Annotated in this window: 21 protein-coding genes; 12 read left to right on the top strand and 9 right to left on the bottom strand. The window is 61.3% G+C overall.

Features of this window, described 5'->3' with window-relative positions:
* Positions 1-12 precede the first annotated feature (12 nt).
* Together FHT84_RS07380 and FHT84_RS07375 are read left to right on the top strand one after the other, a co-directional pair.
* A complete protein-coding gene (locus tag FHT84_RS07380) occupies positions 13-672 on the top strand; it encodes an LON peptidase substrate-binding domain-containing protein (protein WP_112341443.1) in 660 nt (219 codons plus the stop codon).
* Between the two features lie 10 nt (positions 673-682).
* A complete protein-coding gene (locus FHT84_RS07375; protein WP_112341442.1) occupies positions 683-871 on the top strand; it encodes a Trm112 family protein in 189 nt (62 codons plus the stop codon).
* Positions 872-1,385: 514 nt separating this feature from the next.
* Here the strand turns inward: FHT84_RS07375 and FHT84_RS07370 are convergent.
* Positions 1,386-2,204 (bottom strand): alpha/beta hydrolase, encoded by an 819-nt coding sequence (locus FHT84_RS07370; protein ID WP_112341440.1) that lies wholly within the window; start codon positions 2,202-2,204, stop codon positions 1,386-1,388.
* A gap of 391 nt (positions 2,205-2,595) precedes the next feature.
* A complete protein-coding gene (locus tag FHT84_RS07365; RefSeq protein WP_112341439.1) occupies positions 2,596-3,810 on the bottom strand; it encodes a ubiquinone biosynthesis hydroxylase in 1,215 nt (404 codons plus the stop codon).
* A gap of 83 nt (positions 3,811-3,893) precedes the next feature.
* On the opposite strand from FHT84_RS07365, the gene tesB reads away from it, so the two are divergent.
* The 6 genes from tesB (at position 3,894) to FHT84_RS07335 (ending at position 11,508) form a co-directional block, all read left to right on the top strand.
* On the top strand, positions 3,894-4,778 hold the full coding sequence (gene tesB / locus FHT84_RS07360; protein ID WP_162736950.1) for an acyl-CoA thioesterase II: 885 nt from the start codon (positions 3,894-3,896) through the stop codon (positions 4,776-4,778).
* 214 nt (positions 4,779-4,992) lie between these two features.
* On the top strand, positions 4,993-5,343 hold the full coding sequence (locus FHT84_RS07355; RefSeq protein ID WP_034509110.1) for a P-II family nitrogen regulator: 351 nt from the start codon (positions 4,993-4,995) through the stop codon (positions 5,341-5,343).
* Positions 5,344-5,370: 27 nt separating this feature from the next.
* Entirely contained in the window at positions 5,371-6,738 is a 1,368-nt protein-coding gene (locus tag FHT84_RS07350) for an ammonium transporter (protein WP_112341438.1), read from the top strand.
* Between the two features lie 272 nt (positions 6,739-7,010).
* On the top strand, positions 7,011-9,686 hold the full coding sequence (locus tag FHT84_RS07345; RefSeq protein ID WP_112341437.1) for a DNA translocase FtsK: 2,676 nt from the start codon (positions 7,011-7,013) through the stop codon (positions 9,684-9,686).
* Positions 9,687-9,825: 139 nt separating this feature from the next.
* Positions 9,826-10,500 (top strand): outer membrane lipoprotein carrier protein LolA, encoded by a 675-nt coding sequence (locus FHT84_RS07340; RefSeq protein ID WP_112341722.1) that lies wholly within the window; start codon positions 9,826-9,828, stop codon positions 10,498-10,500.
* A gap of 204 nt (positions 10,501-10,704) precedes the next feature.
* Positions 10,705-11,508 (top strand): exodeoxyribonuclease III, encoded by an 804-nt coding sequence (locus FHT84_RS07335; protein WP_112341436.1) that lies wholly within the window; start codon positions 10,705-10,707, stop codon positions 11,506-11,508.
* A 14-nt stretch (positions 11,509-11,522) separates the two neighbouring features.
* Here FHT84_RS07335 and FHT84_RS07330 read toward each other — a convergent pair whose 3' ends face one another.
* Positions 11,523-11,978, bottom strand: a complete 456-nt coding sequence (locus FHT84_RS07330; RefSeq protein WP_112341435.1) for a cyclic nucleotide-binding domain-containing protein — start codon at positions 11,976-11,978, stop codon at positions 11,523-11,525.
* 7 nt (positions 11,979-11,985) lie between these two features.
* Positions 11,986-12,669: a response regulator transcription factor gene (locus FHT84_RS07325; protein WP_092717256.1), complete on the bottom strand. Its 684-nt coding sequence runs from the start codon at positions 12,667-12,669 to the stop codon at positions 11,986-11,988.
* A gap of 148 nt (positions 12,670-12,817) precedes the next feature.
* Between FHT84_RS07325 and FHT84_RS07320 the strand changes: the two genes are divergently transcribed.
* Entirely contained in the window at positions 12,818-13,366 is a 549-nt protein-coding gene (locus tag FHT84_RS07320; protein WP_145645003.1) for a L,D-transpeptidase, read from the top strand.
* 144 nt (positions 13,367-13,510) lie between these two features.
* Positions 13,511-14,341, top strand: a complete 831-nt coding sequence (locus FHT84_RS07315) for an aldo/keto reductase (RefSeq protein WP_112341433.1) — start codon at positions 13,511-13,513, stop codon at positions 14,339-14,341.
* 63 nt (positions 14,342-14,404) lie between these two features.
* Here the strand turns inward: FHT84_RS07315 and FHT84_RS07310 are convergent, their stop codons facing one another.
* A complete protein-coding gene (locus tag FHT84_RS07310; RefSeq protein ID WP_112341432.1) occupies positions 14,405-15,859 on the bottom strand; it encodes an MFS transporter in 1,455 nt (484 codons plus the stop codon).
* Positions 15,860-15,996: 137 nt separating this feature from the next.
* Here FHT84_RS07310 and FHT84_RS07305 point away from each other — a divergent pair, with 137 nt between their 5' ends.
* Entirely contained in the window at positions 15,997-16,923 is a 927-nt protein-coding gene (locus tag FHT84_RS07305; protein ID WP_112341431.1) for a LysR family transcriptional regulator, read from the top strand.
* On the opposite strand, the gene FHT84_RS07300 is transcribed toward FHT84_RS07305, so the two are convergent.
* Positions 16,900-17,388 carry a MarR family transcriptional regulator gene (locus tag FHT84_RS07300; RefSeq protein WP_112341430.1) on the bottom strand — a complete coding sequence of 163 codons (489 nt, stop codon included), beginning with the start codon at positions 17,386-17,388 and terminating at the stop codon, positions 16,900-16,902. The two genes, FHT84_RS07305 and FHT84_RS07300, sit on opposite strands and share 24 nt — an antisense overlap.
* An 83-nt stretch (positions 17,389-17,471) precedes the next feature.
* On the opposite strand from FHT84_RS07300, the gene FHT84_RS07295 reads away from it, so the two are divergent.
* Complete coding sequence (locus tag FHT84_RS07295) at positions 17,472-18,371, top strand: EamA family transporter (protein WP_112341429.1); 900 nt, start codon at positions 17,472-17,474, stop codon at positions 18,369-18,371.
* 210 nt (positions 18,372-18,581) lie between these two features.
* On the opposite strand, the gene leuC is transcribed toward FHT84_RS07295, so the two are convergent.
* From leuC to FHT84_RS07285, 3 genes are all read right to left on the bottom strand, one after another.
* The gene (leuC, locus tag FHT84_RS07290) at positions 18,582-19,991 is read right to left on the bottom strand and encodes a 3-isopropylmalate dehydratase large subunit (protein ID WP_112341428.1); all 1,410 of its coding nucleotides are present in this window, start codon (positions 19,989-19,991) and stop codon (positions 18,582-18,584) included.
* Positions 19,992-20,061: 70 nt separating this feature from the next.
* Positions 20,062-20,184, bottom strand: coding sequence for a hypothetical protein (locus FHT84_RS31670; RefSeq protein ID WP_280117190.1), 123 nt, complete (start codon positions 20,182-20,184; stop codon positions 20,062-20,064).
* A gap of 83 nt (positions 20,185-20,267) precedes the next feature.
* Complete coding sequence (locus FHT84_RS07285) at positions 20,268-21,146, bottom strand: amino acid ABC transporter permease (RefSeq protein ID WP_112341427.1); 879 nt, start codon at positions 21,144-21,146, stop codon at positions 20,268-20,270.
* Between the last annotated feature and the right edge of the window lie 17 nt (positions 21,147-21,163).

Below are 21,163 nucleotides of genomic sequence, written 5' to 3'. Positions count from 1 at the left end.
GGGATGGAAGAGATGCAAGTCGGTAATGCCAGATATTTGAAGCCGGGCGATCTACCTGAATCGGTGGCTATATTTCCGCTTTCCGGCGCGCTTTTGCTGCCAGGTGCGCAGCTTCCCCTCAATGTCTTCGAGCCGCGCTATCTTGCCATGTTCGATGACGCCATCGCCGGCAACAGGCTGATCGGCATCGTGCAGCCCGCTCTTTCCGAACCGGCCGAATCCACCAATCTCTCGCATGTCGGTTGTCTCGGGCGCATCACGTCCATCGCCGAGACCGGAGACGGGCGCTACATCGCCGCGCTGACCGGCATATGCCGCTTCCGGCTGATGGATGAAATCACCGGACATCAGCCCTATCGCACATTCCGCATCACGCCCTTCATCTCCGACCTCAAGTCCCATCATGAGGAAGGCACGGTCGATCGCGCGGCGCTGCTTTCGGCTTTCCGCGCCTATCTAGAGGCCAACAAGCTCGAAGCGGATTGGGAAAGCGTTGAGCGTGCCGACAACATGATGCTGGTCAATTCGCTGTCGATCATGGCGCCCTTCGATCCGGCCGAGAAGCAGGCTCTTCTGGAGGCGCCTGATCTGAAGACCCGCGCCGAAACCTTCATCGCCATCGTCAAGATCGTGCTGGCCGGCGCCGGCGACACCGATTCCATGATGCAATAGGAGCCTGCCGATGGATGTCACGGTCAGCAAGGTGGATCCGAAACTGCTCGACCTGCTCGTCTGCCCGCTCACCAAGGGGCGGTTGAGCTATGACCGGGAAAAGAACGAACTGGTCTCGGAAACGGGACGCCTCGCCTATCCGATCCGCGACGGCATTCCGATCATGCTGATCTCGGAAGCAAGACGAATCGAGGATTGAGGTCTATTTCTTTCGGGATTGTGGATTAGAGGCCGGCCGTTCCTCTCAGGGATCAATGGAATGGCAGCTTTGCGCCTTCACCATGTCGGCCGTTCAAACACTATGGTCAGTGTCCTAAAAGCTGCCATCGAGCTGAGCACCATAAAACTCAAAGACGACAGCAACGCCAGCCTAAAGTTACCTAAAGGCGAGAAGCCGAAAAACGAACCTATAATAAGCACTTCGAAAGCTGGTGGTACTTCCGACATTAAATGGACGGACATCCCCCGCTCTTAATTCCTAGATGTTGAAGCCGAGACGCCGAGCCATTTCGGCCGGTGGAGTAATCGGCCACCGCAACGAAAAATTTAAGCGCGACAAATTGCGTCTTTCACTACGCACCAAGCAAATTGTCACTATCGGAGCACCCTCCGGGAACGCTCCACGGACCAGCACCAACAGGTGTCACCCGGCACTGCCGGGTGACAGATCGTCCGGCCGACGCTGGGTGACGCCCGCGGTCCGGTCGATGTGGTTAAGACTTGATGAACGAGAGCAGGTCGGGGTTGAGGACATCCGCATGCGTGGTCAACATACCATGGGGGTAGCCCGGATAGGTTTTCAGCGACCCGTTCTCGAGCAGGTCGACCGCACGCGGCACGGAACTTGCAAACGGGACGACTTGATCGGCCTCGCCATGCATTACCAGCACCGGCACGGTGATTTTCTTGAGGTCTTCGGTATAATCCTCCAGCCAAGAGTCGACGGTTGCGTAATGAGCGAGGGCACCGCCGGCCATGCCTTGGCGCCACCAGTTCGCAATGATCGCCTCCGAAGGGTTCGCCCCATCGAGGTTGTAGCCGTAGAACGGGTTCTCAGGGACGAAACGGTAGAATTCCGACCGGTTGCCCAGCACGCCCGCGCGGATCACCTCGAACCACTCCGGCGACTGACCGGACGGGTTTTCCTCGCTCCGGTACATGTTCGGCGTCAGGGAAGCGACCAGTACCGCCTTCGCGACACGCTCTGGGTGGCGCGCGACATAGCGAGCTACCTCACCGCCACCTGTGGAGTGGCCGATGTGGATTGCGTCGCGTAGGTTGAGGTGCTCGGTCAGGGCCGCGAGGTCGGCAACCCAGTGGTCCATGTCGTTGCCGGTGGCGGGCTGGTCGGACCGGCCATGGCCGCGCCGGTCGTGGGCGATCACCCGGTAGCCGTGGCGAAGGAAGAAGGTCATCTGGGCGTCCCAGTCGTCCGCCGACAGCGGCCAGCCGTGGCTGAAAACGATCGGCTGGCCCGAGCCCCAGTCCTTGTAGAAGATGTTTACGCCGTCCGCGGTAGTAATTGTAGGCATCGGTCGCTCCTTCTTCGATTGGACACAGTTACTTGGGAAATACCTCCGGTGAGGCGCGTTTGATCATACCCCAATTTTGGACACTAAATCTCCCTTTTATCAGGGACAAATACCTTGTACGTTCGAGCTATGCCCTAAAGGTATAGCGAGGACCCCGGTGGAACTGAGGCATTTGCGTTTTTTTATTGCTGTTGCGGAGGAGGGATGGAGAAACTTACTGACCGCAGCCATAATTGGCCGTACGCCGCAGCGACTTCTACCAACACGTTGTTCACTGTAGGTCGACTGCGGAGCGGCCGCTAATCGCAGATGTACGCTGAAACGGGGCCGTCTGATGCCCGCCCCTTGGCAGACATCTGCGACGAATTACACCCCTTCCAATTTCCCGCGCTCAAATCGCCTCGCCAGCCAGCAGCCGCGGATTGTGCTTTGCCGTGGTGCCAGCCGCCTGGCCGATGAAGAAGGATTTGAGGTTCGGCAGGCGGTCGACGATCCCTAGCCCGAAGTCGCGGGCGATGCGAAGCGGCGAGATATCGTTGGAGAACAGCCGGTTCAGCACGTCGGTTGTCACCCCCATGCGGAAGGTGTCGAAGCGACGCCAGGTCTGGTAGCGCTCGAGGATATTGATCGAGCCGATATCGAGGCCGAGACGGTCGGCCTCGACGATGGTTTCGGCCAGGGCCGCCACATCCTTGAAACCAAGATTGAGTCCCTGGCCGGAGATCGGATGGATGCCGTGGGCGGCGTCGCCCGCCAGCGCGAAGCGCGGCGCGACGAAGGCGCGGGCAAGCGTCAGGCCGAGCGGGAAGGCGCGGCGCTCGCCGACCGCGCGCAGCGCACCGAGCTTATGGCCGAAGCGGCGCTCCAGTTCCTCTTCGAAGAGCAGGTCGTCGGAGGCGACCAGCCGCTCGGCGTCGGAGGTGCGCTCCGTCCAGACGAGCGAGGAGCGGTTGTTCTTCAGCGGCAGGATGGCGAAGGGGCCGGAGGGAAGGAAATGCTCCTCGGCGCAGCCGCCATGCGGCCGCTCATGCTCAACGGTGACGACGATGCCGGACTGGCCGTACTCCCAATTGACCGTCTTGATGCCAGCCATGTCGCGCAGCTTGGAGCGCACGCCGTCACAGGCGACCAGGAGCCGCGTTTCCAGCGTGCTGCCATCCGAGAGGGTGAGGGTGGTCTTGGCATCGTCTGTGACGAAGCCGGTGGCGCTGAGCCCATGCTTGATCGTGATGCCGAGACGCTCGCAGGCGCCGCGGAGCGCCCCGACCATGGTCAGGTTCGGCACCATATGGGCGAAGGGCTGGCCTTCGGCGACTTCGCTGTCGAAGGTGAGGAAGACCGGGCGGACCGGGTCGCTGGTGCGCGAATCGGTGACGATCATGCGGGTGATCGGCTCGGCCTCCGGCGCGATCTCGTTCCAGACGCCGAGGACTTCAAGCATCTTCGAGGCAGCCGCGATGATCGCCGAGGCCCGCATATCCTTCTTCCAGGCGGTTTCGGGGGCCGCTTCCACGATCATGACCTCGAGGTGTGGCGCTGCCTGCTTGACTGCGACCGCTGCGGCAAGACCTACATATCCGCCACCCACTACCAGCATGTCCAACATAACGCTTCCCCGTGTCTTACTGTCACTTCCTGCTCTATATAGAACATCCCGTTCGTGGTTCCTACCATTGGAGTTCAAGCAAAATGTCGCGAGAGACCGAGAAGCCCACCCCGATGGAAACCGTGCTTGCGACGCTCGATCTGGAAACGATCGAGATGAACCTGTTTCGCGGCAACAGCCCGCAGGTCGGCTGGCAGCGCGTTTTCGGCGGGCAGGTCATCGGCCAGGCGCTGATGGCGGCGCAGAGGACCGTGGATGGCGATCGCTTCGCGCATTCGCTGCATGCCTATTTCATGCTGCCGGGCGACCCTTCCGTTCCGATCCTCTATCAGGTCGACCGCCTGCGCGATGGTTCGAGCTTCAATACGCGGCGCGTGCTAGCCGTCCAACATGGTAAGGCGATCTTTGCGCTGACCGCATCCTTCCAGGTCGATGAGCCCGGCTTCGATCATCAGGGCGGCATGCCTGACGTGCCGATGCCGGAGGAGCTGATGGACGAGGAGCAGGTGAAACAGCGCTATCTCGCGCATGCGCCCGAGAATGTGCGCCGCTACTGGGAGCGCAAGCGGGCGATCGAGATTCGGCCCGTCTCGATCGAGAGCTATTTCTCGCGCGCGCAGCCAAGCCAGCGGCAGAATATCTGGATCCGTCTGACCGGGCCTGTTCCCGACGACCGGCTCTACCGGAACGCCGTGCTCGCCTATCTCTCCGACATGACGCTGCTCGATGTCTCCCTGAATGCGCATGGCACGTCGGTTCTCGACCCGAACGTCCAGGTGGCGAGCCTCGACCACGCCATGTGGTTCCATCGTCCGTTCCAGCTCGATGACTGGCTGCTCTACAGCCAGGAAAGCCCCAGCGCATCCGGCGCGCGCGGCTTTACCCGCGGCAGTCTGTTTACGCGATCCGGTGTTCTGATTGCGTCCGTGGCGCAGGAAGGCCTGATTCGTAAAAAGGCAAATGATTAAATAAAGTGCAAATTTATAAATTTGCACTTTATTTGCGCAACCCGCGCGGCATAAATTGCCGCTTTATTGGCTTTGTGCGATAAATCCTTTAAATTTCAATAAGTTATAAATGTGTCACGAATCTGGCACGTCCTTTGAATGTGTATGGCCAGTCGCTGCAGAAACACTCGTCGGCGGCAAGGAGAGTCGGCTCCGTGCCGAGGGTAAACAAAGGATGGGAAACCAGATGAAAATTGTGATGGCCATTATCAAGCCGTTCAAGCTCGATGAGGTCCGTGAGGCCCTCACGGCTGTCGGCATCCAGGGCCTGACTGTGACCGAAGTGAAGGGCTACGGGCGCCAGAAGGGGCACACTGAAATCTATCGCGGCACCGAATATGCCGTCAGCTTCCTGCCGAAGCTGAAGATCGAAGTCGCAGTCGCATCCGAAATCGTCGACAAGGCCGTCGAGGCAATCGCGTCTGCCGCCAAGACCGGCCAGATCGGCGACGGCAAGATCTTTGTCTATTCCATTGACCATGCCGTGCGCATCCGTACTGGCGAAACCGATTCAGAAGCGCTGTAAGACACGGCCGATCAGGGAGTTATTTGCATGTCATTTTCCAAGCTTTCCTCCACCTTTGCACGGGTGGGCGCGCTTTCTGCGGCGCTGCTTGCGCCGGCGATCGCTCTCGCGCAGGAGGCCGCGCCGGCCGCCGCCGCTGCGACCGCTGCAGCTCCGGTTCCGGACAAGGGCGATACCGCCTTCATGTTCATCTCCACCATTCTCGTGCTCTTCATGCTCGTGCCGGGTCTTGCGCTGTTCTACGGCGGTCTCGTCCGCGCCAAGAACATGCTCTCGGTTCTGATGCAGTGCACGATGATCGGCGCGGTCGTGATGATCCTCTGGGTTCTCTACGGCTATTCTTTCGCCTTCGGCGGCGGCACCAGCCCCTATTGGGGCGGCACGGCCAAGATGTTCCTCTCGGGCGTTTCGACCTCGACGACGGCTGCAACCTTCTCCAAGGGCGTGGTCATCCCTGAATTCATCTTCATGCTGTTCCAGATGACCTTTGCCGCCATCACGCCGGCCCTGATCATCGGCGCCTTTGCCGAGCGCATCAAGTTCGGCGCGGCCGTGCTCTTCTGCGCGCTGTGGGCGACCTTCGTCTACTTCCCGATCGCTCACATGGTCTGGGATTCCAACGGCATGCTCTTCAAGATGGGCGCTCTCGACTTCGCTGGCGGTACCGTCGTTCACATCAATGCCGGTGTCGCGGGCATCGTCGGCGCCATTCTCGTCGGCAAGCGCGTCGGTTTCGGCAAGGACATGATGGCTCCGCATTCCATGACGCTGACCATGGTCGGCGCATCCATGCTCTGGGTTGGCTGGTTCGGCTTTAATGCCGGTTCGAACCTTGAAGCATCCGGCGGCGCAATGCTCGCAACCGTCAACACCTTCATCGCAACGGCAGCCGCCATCATCTCCTGGTCGCTGGTTGAAACCTTCACCCGCGGCAAGGCTTCCATGCTCGGCGGCGCCTCGGGCATGGTCGCCGGTCTCGTCGCCATCACGCCTGCCGCCGGTATCGCCGGCCCGATGGGCGCGATCGTCATGGGCCTCATTGTTTCGCCGCTGTGCTACTTCTTCGTCTCGGTCGTGAAGAACAAGTTCGGCTACGACGATACGGCCGACGTCTTCGGCGTACACTGCATCGGCGGTATCTTTGGCGCCATTGCAACCGGCATCTTCGCCAGCGCCTCGCTCGGCGGTGTCGGCTATGCCGAAGGCGTCACCATGAGCAGCCAGGTCGTCGTGCAGCTGACCGCCGTCGTCACCACCATCCTGTGGTGCGGCATCGGCTCCGCCATCCTCTACAAGGTCGTCGACGTCATCATCGGCCTGCGGGTTGCTCCGGAAGCCGAGCGCGAAGGTCTCGACCTCGCCTCCCACGGCGAAGCCGCATACCACAATTCCTGATTGGAGCTTGCGATGCCGGGGCAAGACCTCCGGCATCGCTGAACGTCCCGTCGCGACCTGTTTCATTGCAAATAGGCCGCTTTTGGCCCGAACCCCGGTTCGGGCCCTTTTTGTTTGTACAACTGAGCGGGCTGTAAAATCGGCGATTCGTGGGGCTGCGGCGCATGGTTAACATGCCATTAACCCTCCTCTGATTAGGTAGGGCTAACCTGCCGGCGAGTGGGCATAGACCGATTCGCTTGCGCTATCGACAAGGAACGGGGCTGGATATCATGGGCAGAAGCAATTCGGCGGCGTTGAGCGGTCGGCCAGACCGTTTATCGCTATCGAGTGTCGTTTGGCGTCAAGTCAAGGGCCTGACGGGCTTCGCATTGCTGTTCCTGTTGGCGCTCGCCGTGGCAGCGCTGGCGACGTGGAACGTCATGGATCCCAGCTATTCCTACGCAACGGCCAATGCGCCGACCAATCTTCTCGGTTTTCCTGGTGCTGCCTTTGCCGACATCATGATGCAGTCGCTCGGCCTTGCCTCGGTGCTGGCGCTGCTGCCGATCGTCGCCTGGGCCTTCGCTTTGATTTCCAATCGCAAGCTTCATCGCGTACCCTCGCGGCTCGGCGCCTGGTTCGGCGGCTGCATTGTTGCGGCCGGCTCCATCGCCTGCTTTCCGGCGCCGCCGACCTGGCCGATCCCGAACGGCATCGGCGGCGTGGTCGGCGACCTTCTCCTGCGCTTTCCCGCCTTGTTCATCGGCACCTATCCGAGCGGCGTCGTCGCCACCATCATCGGCTCGCTTCTCGCCATTCCGGCCATCTGGCTCATGCTCTTTGCCTCCGGCGTGATCGGCGAAAGCCTGGTCGAGGATGAGGAGGGCGACGAGGATTACGAAGAAACGCGCAGCCGCGCCCGCCGGGTGGGCGATGAAGACGAGGATGACGACCGCGGCGGTTTCCTTGGCAATTTCCTCGCCTTCGGTGCCGTCATGCATGCATGGTACAATGCCCAGGCCCGCCTTCGCCGTCTGTTCGGCATGGGTCCGCGCAAGCGTCGCGACCACGCCTTCGATGCGCCTTATGATTTCAACGACGACGAATTCGGCACCCTGAACGAACCCGTGCGCGCCAAGGCGCCGGTTGCCCGCGGCGATCGCCTTGAGCCGTCCATGGATGGTCCAGCAGCACGCCGGGTCGTATCCGCGCCGTCGATCAGCCTCGGCGATGATGAGGATGAGGACGATGATTCGATCTATGATCGTGATCCGCCGCGTCCGGCCGGCATCCTGCCCGATGACGATGACGAGGACTGGCCGTTGACCCCGGCCTCACCGAGGGGAGCTGCTGCCGGCCACCGCGTCACGCCGGCCGCGCCGCGCCCGAAGCCCGGCGCGCGGGCCGAGCGCGAGGCACAGACCTCCTTCATCCGCCCCTATGGCTTCCAGCTTCCGGCCGTCCATCTGCTCGCCGAGCCGAAGGCGGTCGCCCGCGATGCGACGCTCTCCGCCGATGCGCTGGAGCAGAATGCCCGCATGCTCGAAGGGGTGCTGGAGGATTTCGGCGTCAAAGGCGAAATTATCCATGTCCGTCCCGGCCCCGTCGTAACACTTTACGAGCTGGAGCCGGCGCCCGGCATCAAGTCGTCTCGCGTCATCGGCCTTGCCGACGATATCGCCCGCTCGATGAGCGCGATCGCCGCCCGCGTCGCCGTCGTTCCCGGTCGCAATGCGATCGGCATCGAGCTGCCGAATTCGACGCGCGAGACGGTCTATCTGCGCGAGCTCATCGCCAGCCGCGATTTCGAGACCTCCAAGGCCAAGCTTGCCATGTCGCTCGGCAAGACGATCGGCGGCGAGCCCGTGATTGCCGATCTCGCCAAGATGCCGCATCTGCTTGTTGCCGGCACCACCGGCTCGGGTAAATCCGTTGCCATCAATACCATGATCCTGTCGCTGCTCTACCGCATGACGCCCGAGCAATGCCGCCTGATCATGATCGATCCCAAGATGCTCGAACTCTCCGTCTATGACGGTATCCCGCACCTCCTGTCGCCTGTCGTCACCGACCCCAAGAAGGCTGTCGTCGCGCTCAAATGGACCGTCCGCGAGATGGAAGAGCGCTATAAGAAGATGTCGAAGATCGGCGTGCGCAACATCGACGGCTTCAACAGCCGCGTCGAGCAGGCCGTCGCCAAGGGCGAGGCGATCAGCCGCACGGTGCAGACCGGCTTCGACCGCCAAACCGGCGAGGCGATCTATGAGACGGAAGAATTCGACCTGAAGCCGATGCCCTATATCGTCGTCATCATCGACGAGATGGCCGATCTGATGATGGTCGCCGGCAAGGATATCGAAGGCGCGGTGCAGCGCTTGGCGCAGATGGCGCGTGCCGCCGGCATCCACGTCATCATGGCGACGCAGCGTCCCTCCGTCGACGTCATCACCGGCACGATCAAGGCGAACTTCCCGACCCGCATTTCCTTCCAGGTGACCTCGAAGATCGACAGCCGCACCATTCTCGGCGAACAGGGAGCGGAACAGCTGCTCGGCATGGGCGACATGCTCTACATGGCCGGCGGCGGACGCATCCAGCGCGTCCACGGCCCCTTCGTCTCCGATGGCGAGGTGGAAGATATCGTCGCCTATCTGAAGACGCAGGGCGCACCGCAATATCTCGATGCGATCACTGCCGATGACGACGAGGATGACGATGACGGCCATGGTCCGGCGGGCACATCCAATCTTGCCGATTCGGAAGACCCCTACGATCAGGCGGTCGCGATTGTTCTCAACGACGGCAAGGCTTCGACCTCATACATCCAGCGCCGTCTCGGCATCGGCTACAACCGTGCCGCCTCGCTTATCGAGCGGATGGAGGAGGAGGGCGTGATCGGCCCGGCCAATCATGCCGGCAAGCGCGAGATTCTCGTTCCCACTAAAGCCGATATTCTGGATCGCTGAGGGCCGCAGGCCCTTTCCGCGTCGCATATCCGGGCTATGCTCAGGAAAATTTGATTGTGGCCCAACAACCGCACATGGGCCGCCGCGCCATGAAGACGCCGATTTTGCGCGCCATGGACAAAGCATGAAGGAGAATTCGATGACCAAGTTTGATGCGCAGCCGTCCAGCCGACTTTCCCTGACCCGCCGGCATTTCCTCGGCGTCGTGGTCGCGGTCGGCGCGGCGGGCACGCTGCCGGTTTCGGCTTTTGCACAGGCGCAGGCGCAAACACAGGCACAGCCGGCGACAGCCGCCCTCAATCCCGGTATCGCCCAGGCCATTGCCGATCACTTCTCGTCCATCAAGACGATGAAGGGCGGTTTCCTGCAGATCGGCCCGCGCGGCGATCAGATGAGCGGCTCTTTTTTCATCCAGCGCCCCGGCAAGATGCGTTTCAACTACGATCCGCCGTCCCGCATGCGCGTCATCTGCGATGGCAATAACGTGCAGGTCATCAACGACCAGACGCAAACCAGAAACATGTATCAGCTGTCGAAGACGCCGCTGAGCCTGCTGCTGGCCAATAAGATCGACCTTTCCGCCGATATGGTGCGCGATGTCGATTCCAAACCGGATCTCACCAAGATCACGCTCGGCAACCGTACCGTCTTCGGTGATTCCACCATCACGATGATTTTCGATTCGAAGAGCTACGATCTGCGCCAATGGACCGTGATCGATCCGCAGGGCAAGACGACCGACGTCATCATCAACAATGTGAAGACCAATGTCGCCTTCGACGACAGTGTTTTCCGCATCGATTATACCCGCTGATCGCCCTCTCCACATTCGGCCGCAGGGTAAGTGCCGAATGGCGCTTTCCTTTCCGTGGCGGCCGGTCTAAAGCCTTAGACCTGACTGGAGGGCCTAGCGTTTCACCGAATCGCCCGGCTGTTCCGGCTGTCTGTTTTGACGCAATTCCGGACGGAAAACCGCTGCGCACTTTTCCTGGAATTGTTCTTGGGGAAAGGTTCGGGCATGGGATTGTCGATTGCGACGTGGAACATCAACTCGGTGCGGCTGCGCATGCCCATCGTCGAGCAGTTCGTCATGCAGGCCCGGCCCGACATCCTCTGCCTGCAGGAAACCAAGGTTCCGAACGAGCTTTTCCCCTATGCTCCCTTACGCGCCCTCGGCTATGAACACATCATCGTCCACGGCCAGAAGGGCTATCATGGCGTCGCGATCGCCTCGCGCATCCCGTTGAGCGAGGATCATCGGCAGGATTATTGCAATGTCGGTGACAGCAGGCATATCTCGGCGATCTTCGAGCGTGGCGGCCGGCGCGTGCGCCTGCATAATTTCTACGTCCCGGCCGGTGGCGACGAGCCGGATCGGACCATCAATCCGAAGTTCGGCCACAAGCTCGATTTCATCGAGGAAATGAAGCGGCTGCATGCCAATGCCGAACAGAATACCTCCGCGATCCTCGTCGGCGATCTCAATATCGCGCCGCTGGAGCATGACGTCTGGTCGCATAAGCAGCTGCTGAAGATCGTCAGCCATACGCCAGTGGAAACCGACGGGCTGATCGAGGTGATGAAGCGCGGCGCCTGGCTCGATCTCATGCGCCAGCACGTGCCGGAAAACGAAAAGCTCTATACGTGGTGGAGCTACCGCGCCAAGGATTGGGAGGCTGCCGATCGCGGCCGCCGCCTCGACCACATCTGGTCATCCTCCGATCTCGGCCCGCTCCTGCAGCGGATCGATATCCTCAAGGCGGCGCGCGGCTGGGATCGTCCGTCCGACCATGTGCCCGTGACGGCGCATTTCAATCTCTGAGTGGGGCGAGTTTTTCAAGAAAAGCGGCCGAGCAATGCGGCCGCTTGCCGCGCAAGTGTTGCGAAGTTTTCGCGGATGCGGTTCTGGATCAGCAGGCCGGCGTCGGGATATTCCTCGATCAGCCGGTGGAAGAGGGCACGCGTGATGCGGATCACGTCGGATTCCTCGGCGGCAACAGCCGTGTATTTCCGCTCCACCAAGGTCACCATCGCCAGTTCCGAAAGCATGGTGCCTGCCTGGACTATCGCTTCCACCTGTTTCTGGCCGTCGGCATCGATGATGCTGAGCTCGAAACTGCCTCGCGTGATGACATAGGCGCATTCGGCCGGCGATTTTTCCCGGAACAGCGTCTGGCCCTCATTCACATGGCGGCGGTCGGCGCCGAAAGCGATCAGCCGCAGCGGCTCATCGCCCATGCCGTGAAACAGCGGCAGTTGCGACAGCAGTCGGATATCGTCGTTCAGCGCCATCGATCGCCTATGGAATGATCTTGTAACCGCCGTTTTCCGTCACCAGGATCTCGGCATTGGAAGGGTCGCGCTCGATTTTCTGGCGGAGGCGGTAGACGTGGGTTTCGAGCGTATGGGTGGTGACGCCGGAATTATAGCCCCAGACTTCTTCGAGAAGGATATCGCGGGTCACGACCTTCTGGTCGGCCCGATAGAGATACCGGATGATGGCGGCTTCCTTTTCCGTGAGCCGGATCTTCTGCCCGTCTTCCGTGGTGAGCAGCTTCTGGCTCGGCTTGAAGAGGTAGCGTCCTACAGTGAAGGTCGCATCTTCGCTCTGCTCGTGCTGGCGCAATTGCGCGCGGATGCGGGCGAGCAGCACGGCGAAGCGGAAAGGCTTGGTCACGTAATCATTCGCGCCGGCTTCCAGGCCGAGGATGGTGTCGGAATCAGTGTCATGGCCCGTCAACATGATGATCGGCGCCTTGAAGCCGTTCTTGCGCAGCAGTTTCACCGCTTCGCGGCCGTCCATGTCAGGCAGCCCGACATCCATGATGAGGAGATCGACAGGCACGGTGCGCGCGGTCTGCACGCCCTTTCCGGCGGTGGCTTCCTGCAGGACGTTGAATTCCTCGTAAAGCGACAATTGCTCGACCAGCATCTCGCGAAGGTCGTTATCATCGTCCACCAGGAGAATGGTGCGTGCGGTCATGCCGTTCGGATCCTCGTTCTAATCCCACCTAAGTCCTACGCCAAATTGCATTTTTGGCAAGTCGCGACGCGGCTCAGGCTTGGTCGTTTGACTGAAACTGCTATGATTTCAAATGAAATCACACGCAAAGCAAAAACATGTGAGGAAAATGGAAAAGACAAGGGCGGCGGCCAGGCGGACCGCTTCCACCATCGTCGTGCGCCCCGCGCCGGGCAAGAGGACCCGAGCGCTGGTGCAGATCGGATCACTTGTCATGCCGGCGGCAATCGGCAGATCGGGGCGCAGCATCTTGAAGCGGGAAGGGGACGGCGCGACGCCGATCGCCTGCATGAAGCTGCTTTATGGCTTCACGCGCGGCGATCACGTCCGCTTTCTCAAGACGAGCCTGCCGATGCGGCGTATCCGCAAGGACATGCTCTGGTGCGATCAGCCTGACAATGCCAACTACAACAGGCTGGTGAAGGCTCCCTTCAAGCCGGGCCACGAGGAAATGCGGCGGAGCGACGGTCTCTATGACATATGTCTCGTGCTCGACTGGAACGTGACTTCGCGCCGGCGTCATTGCGGCTCGGCGATCTTCTTCCATCTGATCAGGCCGGGCTACGAGCCGACGGCAGGATGCGTTGCGATCAGTCTTCGCGACATGCAGCGCATCCTTCCGCTGTTGCGCAAGGGAACGACTATCCGGGTTGTCTGAGCGGCGGCCCGGGGTTAGAATTCCAACATCCTCGACCATATGGGCTTTTACCGGCGCGCCCGCGCAGGGCTTGGCCCGGTCCTTTCATTTCGAATTTAAAATCACGCCTTCACTCCACCCTCTCTCATCCTTTGGAGACTTATCGTGACCACGCAACCGACAATCACTTTCAATGACGGCAATTCCATTCCGCAGGTCGGCCTCGGCGTCTGGCAGACGCCGGAAAACGTCGCGCCGATGGCGGTCAGCACAGCGCTGAAAGCCGGCTACCGCCATGTCGATACGGCGGCCATTTATGCCAACGAGGATGGCGTCGGCGAAGGCATGCGCCAGTCTGGCGTCGCCCGCAAGGACATCTATCTCACAACCAAACTCTGGAACGAGGAGCAGGGCTTCGATTCCACGCTGAAGGCCTTCGACCAAAGCCTGAAGCGCCTCGGCACTGATTACGTCGATCTATACCTCATCCACTGGCCGTCACCGCATCGCAACCGCTATCTCGATACCTGGAAGGCTTTCGTCCGTCTCAAGGAAGAAGGCCGCGCGCGGTCGATCGGCGTTTCCAACTTCGCCAAGGAGCATCTTGACCGCATCATCGGCGAAACCGGCGTGACACCTGTGCTCAATCAGATCGAGCTGCACCCGACCTTCCAGCAGAAGGCGCTTCGCGAGGTGCACGACAAGCTCGGCATCAAGACGGAATCCTGGAGCCCGCTCGGCCAGGGCAAGCTTCTCACCAATGCCGTTATCGGCAAGGTCGCCGCCAAGCACGGCCGCACGCCGGCGCAGGTCATCATCCGCTGGCATATCGACAACGGCCTGATCGTCATCCCGAAGTCGGTGACCCCGAGCCGCATCGAGGAAAACCTCAGGGTTTTCGATTTCAAGCTCGATGGCGACGATCTGGCCGAGATCGCCAAGCTCGATTCGGCTGGCGGTCGCATCGGTCCGGATCCGCTGACGGCGAGCTTTTGATTTCAGAAATCGAACTCTGGAGGGCCGGAAGCATTTGCGTCCGGCCTTTTCGCTATAAGCGGATCATAGCGCTTCTTCTGAAAAAGACGCTCGCTTCGCGCAGGCAAAACCGGTGAGTGCGATTGCCGATGCCCCGACGATTAGCAGAGCGGCCACCGCAAAGGTGATCTGCATTCCGCTTGCCACCGCCTGCGGCGCTGCGGTGGTAATGTCCGTGGTTCCCGAGGCCAGCGTGAAGACTGCGCCCATGACGGATGCGCCGGTGATCAGGCCGAGATTTCGCGACAGGTTCAGCATACCCGATATGACGCCGCGCTGCTCGGATTGGATATCAGTCATGACCATGGTGTTATTGGCCGCCTGAAACAGCGCGTAGTTTGCCGTGACGACGGCGATCGGCCCGATGTAACCGGCCGCTCCGAACCTACCTTGCATGGCCGAGAGCAGGAAGAGGCCGGCTATCATGCCGGCGAGGCCTGCGATCGTCATGCGGTGAGTGCCGAAACGGTCGACGATGCGGCCTGCCGGCACGCCCATCAATGCCGCCACCAGCGGACCCGCCGACATGATGGCGCCGACTTCAGCCGCGTCGAAACCGAGTGCGGAAGAGAGGTAGAAGGGGCCGACCACCAGCGTCGCCATCATCACGGTCGAAACCAATGTGCTCATGGCAAGGCCCGCCGTCAGCGTCGAATCGCGGAACATGGAAAGGCGCAGCAGCGGCGATTTCACCTTGGCTTGCGAAAGCAGGAACAGTGCCGTTCCGAAAGCCGTGGCCAGCAGGAGGCCGATATTTACCCCGCCGAAGCTGCCGCGCCCTATGGTCATTGCCAGCGCATAGGCGGCAAGCGTCAGCGCCAGCAGCAGGGTGCCGATCGCATCCGGCCGCCCCTGCGTGGTTTTTTCGTTCGGACGATCCGCCGACAGGAAGCGCGCGGCGAGCAGGACGTTTACAATGCCGAGCGGCACGTTGATCAGGAAGATGGTCTTCCAGCCGAAGCCGGCGATCAGGATGCCGCCGAGCGACGGGCCGAGCGTGGTGCCGATCGCAGACATGGTGCCGAGCAGGCCCATGGCGCTGCCGGTCCTCTCCTTGGGAACGGTTTCGCCGACCATCGCGACAGTGAGCGCCATCATCATTGCTGCGCCTAGGCCCTGAAAAGCTCTGGCGGCAAGCAGGAGGGAAAGCGTCGGAGCGATGCCGCAGAAAAGGGAGGCGAGGGTGAAGAGGCTGATTCCGATCAGCAGCAGGCGCCGCCGGCCGAAAATGTCGCCCAGGCGCCCGACGCTGACGATCAGCGTGGTGATAGCGAGCAGATAGGCAAGCACGATCCATTGCGCCTGCTGGAAGGAGGCGCCGAATGCCTGTGCAAGTGTCGGCAGAGCGATATTGGCAATGCTGGTGCCGAGCGACGGCATCAGCATGGAAAGCGAGAGGCTGGCGAGCGCCCAGCGGGTCGAGGATGCTGATTTTGTGTGGCCGGCTTTGCCCGGATTTTCGATGATTGGCTGCAACATGAGCTCCATTTCTGGTGACGTCTAAAAAGTCCCGGCAGAAAGGTAGTTCTCGACGCGATATGGCGGAATGCGCAGCATTTGCACTTCATTCGTGCGTTTGACGCTATATCTTATACAAACCGTGCTATGCTCTCCTCATGTCCACGCCCGATCTCAACCTGCTTGTTACCCTGAATGTCCTGCTTGCCGAAGGCAGCGTTGCGCGTGCTGCCCGGAGGCTGCGGCTGAGCCCATCGGCGATGAGCCGGCAGCTGGCGCGCCTGCGCGAGACGATGGGGGATCCGCTGCTGGTTCGGGCGGGGCGGGGGCTCGTGCCGACGCCGCGGGCGCTGGAGCTACGCGAGCGCGTCGGTCATCTCATTCAGGAGGCGGAGGCCGCCTTGCGGCCCGCCCAAAGCCTCGATCTGAAGCAGCTTGCTCGAATCTTCACGCTGCGCACCCGCGAAGGCTTCGTGGAGAACTTTGGTGCCGAACTGATTGCGCGCATTGCTGAGCAGGCGCCTGGCGTTCGGCTCTACTTCACGCAGAAGTTGGACAAGGACAGCACACCTTTGCGCGATGGGACGATCGACTTCGAGACTGGTATTGTCGGCGGCGATACAGGTCCGGAGCTCAGGACGCAGGCGCTGTTCCGCGATCGCTTCATCGGCGTGGTCCGGCGCCGACATCCGTTGAGCGAGGGTGTTGTGACGCCGGAGCGCTACGCCGCGGGACAGCATATCCTCGTTTCGCGGCGCGGCCTCCAAAAAGGGCAGATCGACGAGATGCTGGAAAAGCTGGGCCTGAAGCGACAGATCGCAACGATTGTCGGCAGCTTCTCGGCTGCGCTGGCCTTGGTGCGCGCCTCCGACCTGATCGTCAGTGTGCCGGAGCGTTATACGGGCAATCTGCGTGTTGACATGTACAGTTTCGCACTGCCGGTGCCGACATCGGACGTCATGATCTCGCTGCTCTGGCATCCGCGGATGGATGCGGATCCGGCGCATCGCTGGCTGCGGGGCTGCATTCGCGATGTCTGCGCCGAGCGGCGTTCGGAGCGATCAACTGGATTCGAAGTCGGCTAGATAATTGCGTAGCAGGCGGTCAAAAGCCTTTCGTTCGCCTTCGGAAAGAGTGGAGATCAGGCGTGCCTGCGTTTCGACATGTGCCGTCACCGCCGCATCGATAAGCTCGAAGCCTTTCGGCGTCAGGGATATCAGGAAGCTGCGGCCATCATCCGGGTTCTGGCTGCGCGTGACGAGGCCGGCCCTCTCCAGCTGATCGATGCGATTGGTCATCGTGCCCGACGACACCATCATCGTATCCATCAGATCACTAGGGGAGAGAGTATAGGGCTCCCCCGAGCGGCGCAGGGTCGCCAGCATGTCGAAGTTCGCCGCGTTCAGGCCGAAACGGCCGAAGGTCTTCTCCATCTCGCGGGAGAGATGGAGCGCGAGATTGCGCATGCGCCCGAACAGGCCCATGGCCGTCGTGTCGAGATCCGGCCGTTCGCGGCGCCACTGCGCGAGAATTTTATCGATGCGATCCATGTCAAGACCTCGCCATGATTTTATCTTGACGTCAAGACATTTCGATTTATCTTGAGGTCAAGATAAATTTCGAGACTGATGCCATGAATCGCAATTTCGACCTGTTGCTCACCGCCATCGCGCCGGCGATCTGGGGCAGCACCTATTTGGTAACGACGCAGCTTCTGCCGGTCGGTTATCCACTGACTGTCGCCATGCTGCGGGCGCTGCCGGCCGGCTTGTTGCTGCTCCTGATCGTGCGGCGGCTGCCGCATGGGGTCTGGTGGCTGAAGTCGCTGGTTCTTGGGGCGCTGAATTTCTCCATCTTCTGGTGGCTGCTGTTCATTTCGGCTTATCGGCTGCCCGGTGGCGTGGCCGCGACGGTCGGTGCCGTCCAGCCGCTGATCGTCATCGTGCTGGCGCGGTTGCTGCTGGGCTCGCCGATCCGTAGTCTTTCGATTGTTGCCGCGATTGCCGGCATCGGCGGTGTCGGGCTGCTGATCCTGACGCCGAATGCGACGCTCGATCCGATCGGCATTGTTGCGGGCATCGGCGGTGCTTTCTCCATGGCAGCCGGCACCGTCCTCAGCCGCCGCTGGCGGCCTGATGTCTCGCCGCTGACCTTCACGGCATGGCAATTGACGGCAGGCGGTGTGCTTTTGCTGCCAGTGGCGCTGCTGCTTGAGCCGCCGCTGCCGCATCTGACCGGAGCCAACATTCTCGGCTTCGCCTATCTCGGGCTGATCGGCGCAGCACTCACCTATATTCTCTGGTTTCAGGGTCTGTCGCGGCTGGAGCCCTCTATGGTCTCGCCGCTCGGCTTCCTCAGCCCGACGACGGCGGTCATCCTGGGGTGGGCCGTGCTCGGCCAGCAGCTGAGCCCGATGCAGATCTTTGGCATCGTCACCGTGCTCGCCAGCGTCTGGCTCAGCCAGCGAGCGCAGCTGGGTCCGGCCGCTCAACCCTCTTCCCCCTCGGGGAGAAGGTGGCCCGCCCTTCGATAAACTCATGAGGTCGGATGAGGGGATTTCACCGGCAGAATTCATGAATTTCAGTGCGCTTGGCGGGGCACCCCTCATCCGCTTGGCGGCACCTTCTCCCCGAGGGGAGAAGAAGTGCGCGGCACCGACCTCACCTCATATGCGGCTGCTCTGCCTGCAAACGAAAAGGGCGGCCCTTGCAGCCGCCCTTCGTCATTCATGCCTTCAGGCCGATCACTTCCACTCGCGGATATCGACGAAGTGGCCTGCGATTGCGGCAGCTGCGGCCATGGCCGGCGAGACCAGATGGGTGCGGCCCTTGAAGCCCTGGCGGCCTTCGAAGTTGCGGTTCGAGGTCGAGGCGCAGCGCTCGCCCGGCTTCAGGCGGTCGTCGTTCATGGCGAGGCACATGGAACAGCCAGGCTCGCGCCAGTCGAAGCCGGCAGCCTTGAAGATCTTGTCGAGGCCTTCGGCCTCGGCCTGTTCCTTCACGAGGCCGGAGCCCGGCACGATCATGGCGTTGACCGTGGAAGCAACCGTCTTGCCTTCGACGACCTTGGCGACAGCGCGCAGGTCTTCGATGCGGCCATTGGTACAGGAGCCGATGAAGACGCGATCGATGTTGATCTCGGTCATCGGGGTGCCCGGCTTCAGGCCCATATAGTCGAGCGCACGCCACTTGGAGGCGCGCTTGGTCTCGTCCTGGATTTCGTCCGGGTTCGGAACGATACCCTGAACGGAGATGACGTCTTCCGGCGAGGAACCCCAGGAGACGATCGGCGGCAGGCTTGCGGCATCGAGCTTGACGATGCGGTCGTAATGCGCGCCTTCGTCGGACTTCAGCGTCTTCCAGTAGGCGATCGCCTGTTCCAGCGCTTCGCCCTTCGGCGCGCGCGGCTTGCCCTTGATATATTCGAAGGTGACCTCATCCGGAGCGATCAGGCCAGCGCGGGCGCCGCCTTCGATCGACATGTTGCAGATGGTCATGCGGCCTTCCATCGATAGCGAGCGAATGGCTTCGCCAGCATATTCGATGACGTAGCCGGTGCCGCCTGCGGTGCCGATTTCGCCTATGATGGCGAGGATAATGTCCTTGGCGGTGACGCCCGGCGGAAGCTGGCCGTCGACCTGCACCAGCATGTTCTTGGCCTTTTTCTGGATCAGCGTCTGCGTGGCAAGCACATGTTCGACTTCGGAGGTGCCGATACCATGGGCCAGGGAGCCGAAGGCGCCGTGGGTCGAGGTGTGGCTGTCACCGCAGACGATGGTCATGCCGGGCAGGGTGAAGCCCTGCTCAGGACCGATGATGTGAACGATGCCCTGACGCTTGTCGTTCTCGGAGTAGTATTCCACGCCGAATTCGGCGGCATTCTTGGCGAGCTGCTCGACCTGAATGCGGCTTTCCTCGTTCTTGATGCCGAGGTGGCGATCCGGCGAGGTCGGGACATTGTGGTCGACGACAGCCAGCGTCTTCTGCGGCGCGTGAACCTTGCGGCCGGACATGCGCAGACCTTCGAAAGCCTGCGGCGACGTCACCTCGTGAACGAGATGACGGTCGATATAGAGAAGACAGGTGCCGTCTTCTTGGGCGTCGACCAGATGGTCGTCCCAGATTTTATCGTACAGTGTGCGTGGAGCGCTCATGGCTACAAATCCATATTGGCATTATCGAAGATGGGGGTTGACGGATCAGGACCGCCGGCCTCGGGTGTGATCAGCGAAGTCGGCTGTTGAGCGCGCCCGAAATCATCGCAAAGAATCGTGCCGGCAGGCGCTTATGGTCCTGCAGCACGAAAGCCGTGACGTATCGTCCGTCTTTGCTCATGATCTTACTCATGGCCATGCTCATATCAATTTTCAAAACCTTCGGCAATGGCGACGACAGGCTGTATCGGAACGGCCGGGATCCGGCCGGACCAATCACACCTGTGCGCCTGGCGGTTGGCCCGCCGCCAAGCGAGGGAAAGCGGAGCGGTCGCTGCCTGAGCGGCGGCGCATCCAGGCTTCGAGTTGCCTGAGCAGCAGCGACAGGCCGATCGTCAGCAGCAGGTAGATGAAGGCGAGGATCGACAGCGTTTCGAAGTAGCGGAAATTGGCCGAGTAATAGAGCTTGGCGAGCTGGCTGATATCGGCGACGCCGAGCACGGACACGAGCGAACTGTCCTTCACCATGGCGATGAAATCATTCGACAGCGGCGGCAGGATGACGCGGATCGCCTGGGGGAAGACGACAAGCCGGAAGCGCTGGAAGCGGCTGAGGCCCAAGGCCTTTGCCGCTTCGATCTGGCCCTGGTCGACCGCCTGGATGCCAGCGCGGAAGATTTCGGCGATGAAGGACGAATAGCCGATCGTCAGCGCGATGATCGTGCGCCAGACGAAAGGCACATCGCGGGTGACGAGGGGTGTCGCCCAGCCTGCGGAGGCCAATGGAGACGTGATGAAGTTATAGACGGCGACAAAGGCCGGTGTGCCGACGAAGGCGACATAGGAGAGCAGCACCAGCATCGGGATGCCGCGCACGATCTCGATATAAAAGCGCGCCACCTGTCGCAGCACGAGGAAATCGGAAAGACCGAGCAGCGCCAGCGCCAGGCCGAGCAGCATGGCTAGCGTAAAGGCCACCAGCGTCACGAAGACCGTGACGCCGATGCCATTCAGCAGAAGAGAGAAAATCTGGGCATAGAGGCCGTTCGCCGCAATTACGAATGAGGCGGCGATGCCGAGGATAGCGAGGGCGACCAGCCACCAGGGAAAGTCTTCCTTGCCGCGGTGCCCGCCCGGACCTGCCAAAGGTGCCATCAGAGCGGGCTTCCAAT

It is taken from the genome of Rhizobium sp. BK289 (assembly GCF_014193575.1).
Taxonomy (GTDB): Bacteria; Pseudomonadota; Alphaproteobacteria; order Rhizobiales; family Rhizobiaceae; genus Rhizobium; species Rhizobium tropici_C.
Note: the sequence above shows the minus strand (reverse complement) of the source record. Positions and strands in the feature narration are given on the sequence as shown.

Coding starts and splice junctions, on each gene's coding strand:
- FHT84_RS07330 (WP_112341435.1), bottom strand. CDS start 11,978: ATGGCGCTGAACGACGATATCCGACTGCTGTCGCAACTGCCGCTGTTT.
- FHT84_RS07365 (WP_112341439.1), bottom strand. CDS start 3,810: ATGTTGGACATGCTGGTAGTGGGTGGCGGATATGTAGGTCTTGCCGCA.
- FHT84_RS07375 (WP_112341442.1), top strand. CDS start 683: ATGGATGTCACGGTCAGCAAGGTGGATCCGAAACTGCTCGACCTGCTC.
- FHT84_RS07325 (WP_092717256.1), bottom strand. CDS start 12,669: ATGACCGCACGCACCATTCTCCTGGTGGACGATGATAACGACCTTCGC.
- FHT84_RS07320 (WP_145645003.1), top strand. CDS start 12,818: ATGGAAAAGACAAGGGCGGCGGCCAGGCGGACCGCTTCCACCATCGTC.
- FHT84_RS07355 (WP_034509110.1), top strand. CDS start 4,993: ATGGGAAACCAGATGAAAATTGTGATGGCCATTATCAAGCCGTTCAAG.
- FHT84_RS07350 (WP_112341438.1), top strand. CDS start 5,371: ATGTCATTTTCCAAGCTTTCCTCCACCTTTGCACGGGTGGGCGCGCTT.
- FHT84_RS07370 (WP_112341440.1), bottom strand. CDS start 2,204: ATGCCTACAATTACTACCGCGGACGGCGTAAACATCTTCTACAAGGAC.
- FHT84_RS07380 (WP_112341443.1), top strand. CDS start 13: ATGCAAGTCGGTAATGCCAGATATTTGAAGCCGGGCGATCTACCTGAA.
- FHT84_RS07340 (WP_112341722.1), top strand. CDS start 9,826: ATGACCAAGTTTGATGCGCAGCCGTCCAGCCGACTTTCCCTGACCCGC.
- FHT84_RS07305 (WP_112341431.1), top strand. CDS start 15,997: ATGTCCACGCCCGATCTCAACCTGCTTGTTACCCTGAATGTCCTGCTT.
- tesB (WP_162736950.1), top strand. CDS start 3,894: ATGTCGCGAGAGACCGAGAAGCCCACCCCGATGGAAACCGTGCTTGCG.
- FHT84_RS07285 (WP_112341427.1), bottom strand. CDS start 21,146: ATGGCACCTTTGGCAGGTCCGGGCGGGCACCGCGGCAAGGAAGACTTT.
- FHT84_RS07300 (WP_112341430.1), bottom strand. CDS start 17,388: ATGGATCGCATCGATAAAATTCTCGCGCAGTGGCGCCGCGAACGGCCG.
- FHT84_RS07335 (WP_112341436.1), top strand. CDS start 10,705: ATGGGATTGTCGATTGCGACGTGGAACATCAACTCGGTGCGGCTGCGC.
- FHT84_RS07295 (WP_112341429.1), top strand. CDS start 17,472: ATGAATCGCAATTTCGACCTGTTGCTCACCGCCATCGCGCCGGCGATC.
- FHT84_RS07310 (WP_112341432.1), bottom strand. CDS start 15,859: ATGTTGCAGCCAATCATCGAAAATCCGGGCAAAGCCGGCCACACAAAA.
- FHT84_RS31670 (WP_280117190.1), bottom strand. CDS start 20,184: ATGAGTAAGATCATGAGCAAAGACGGACGATACGTCACGGCTTTCGTG.
- FHT84_RS07345 (WP_112341437.1), top strand. CDS start 7,011: ATGGGCAGAAGCAATTCGGCGGCGTTGAGCGGTCGGCCAGACCGTTTA.
- leuC (WP_112341428.1), bottom strand. CDS start 19,991: ATGAGCGCTCCACGCACACTGTACGATAAAATCTGGGACGACCATCTG.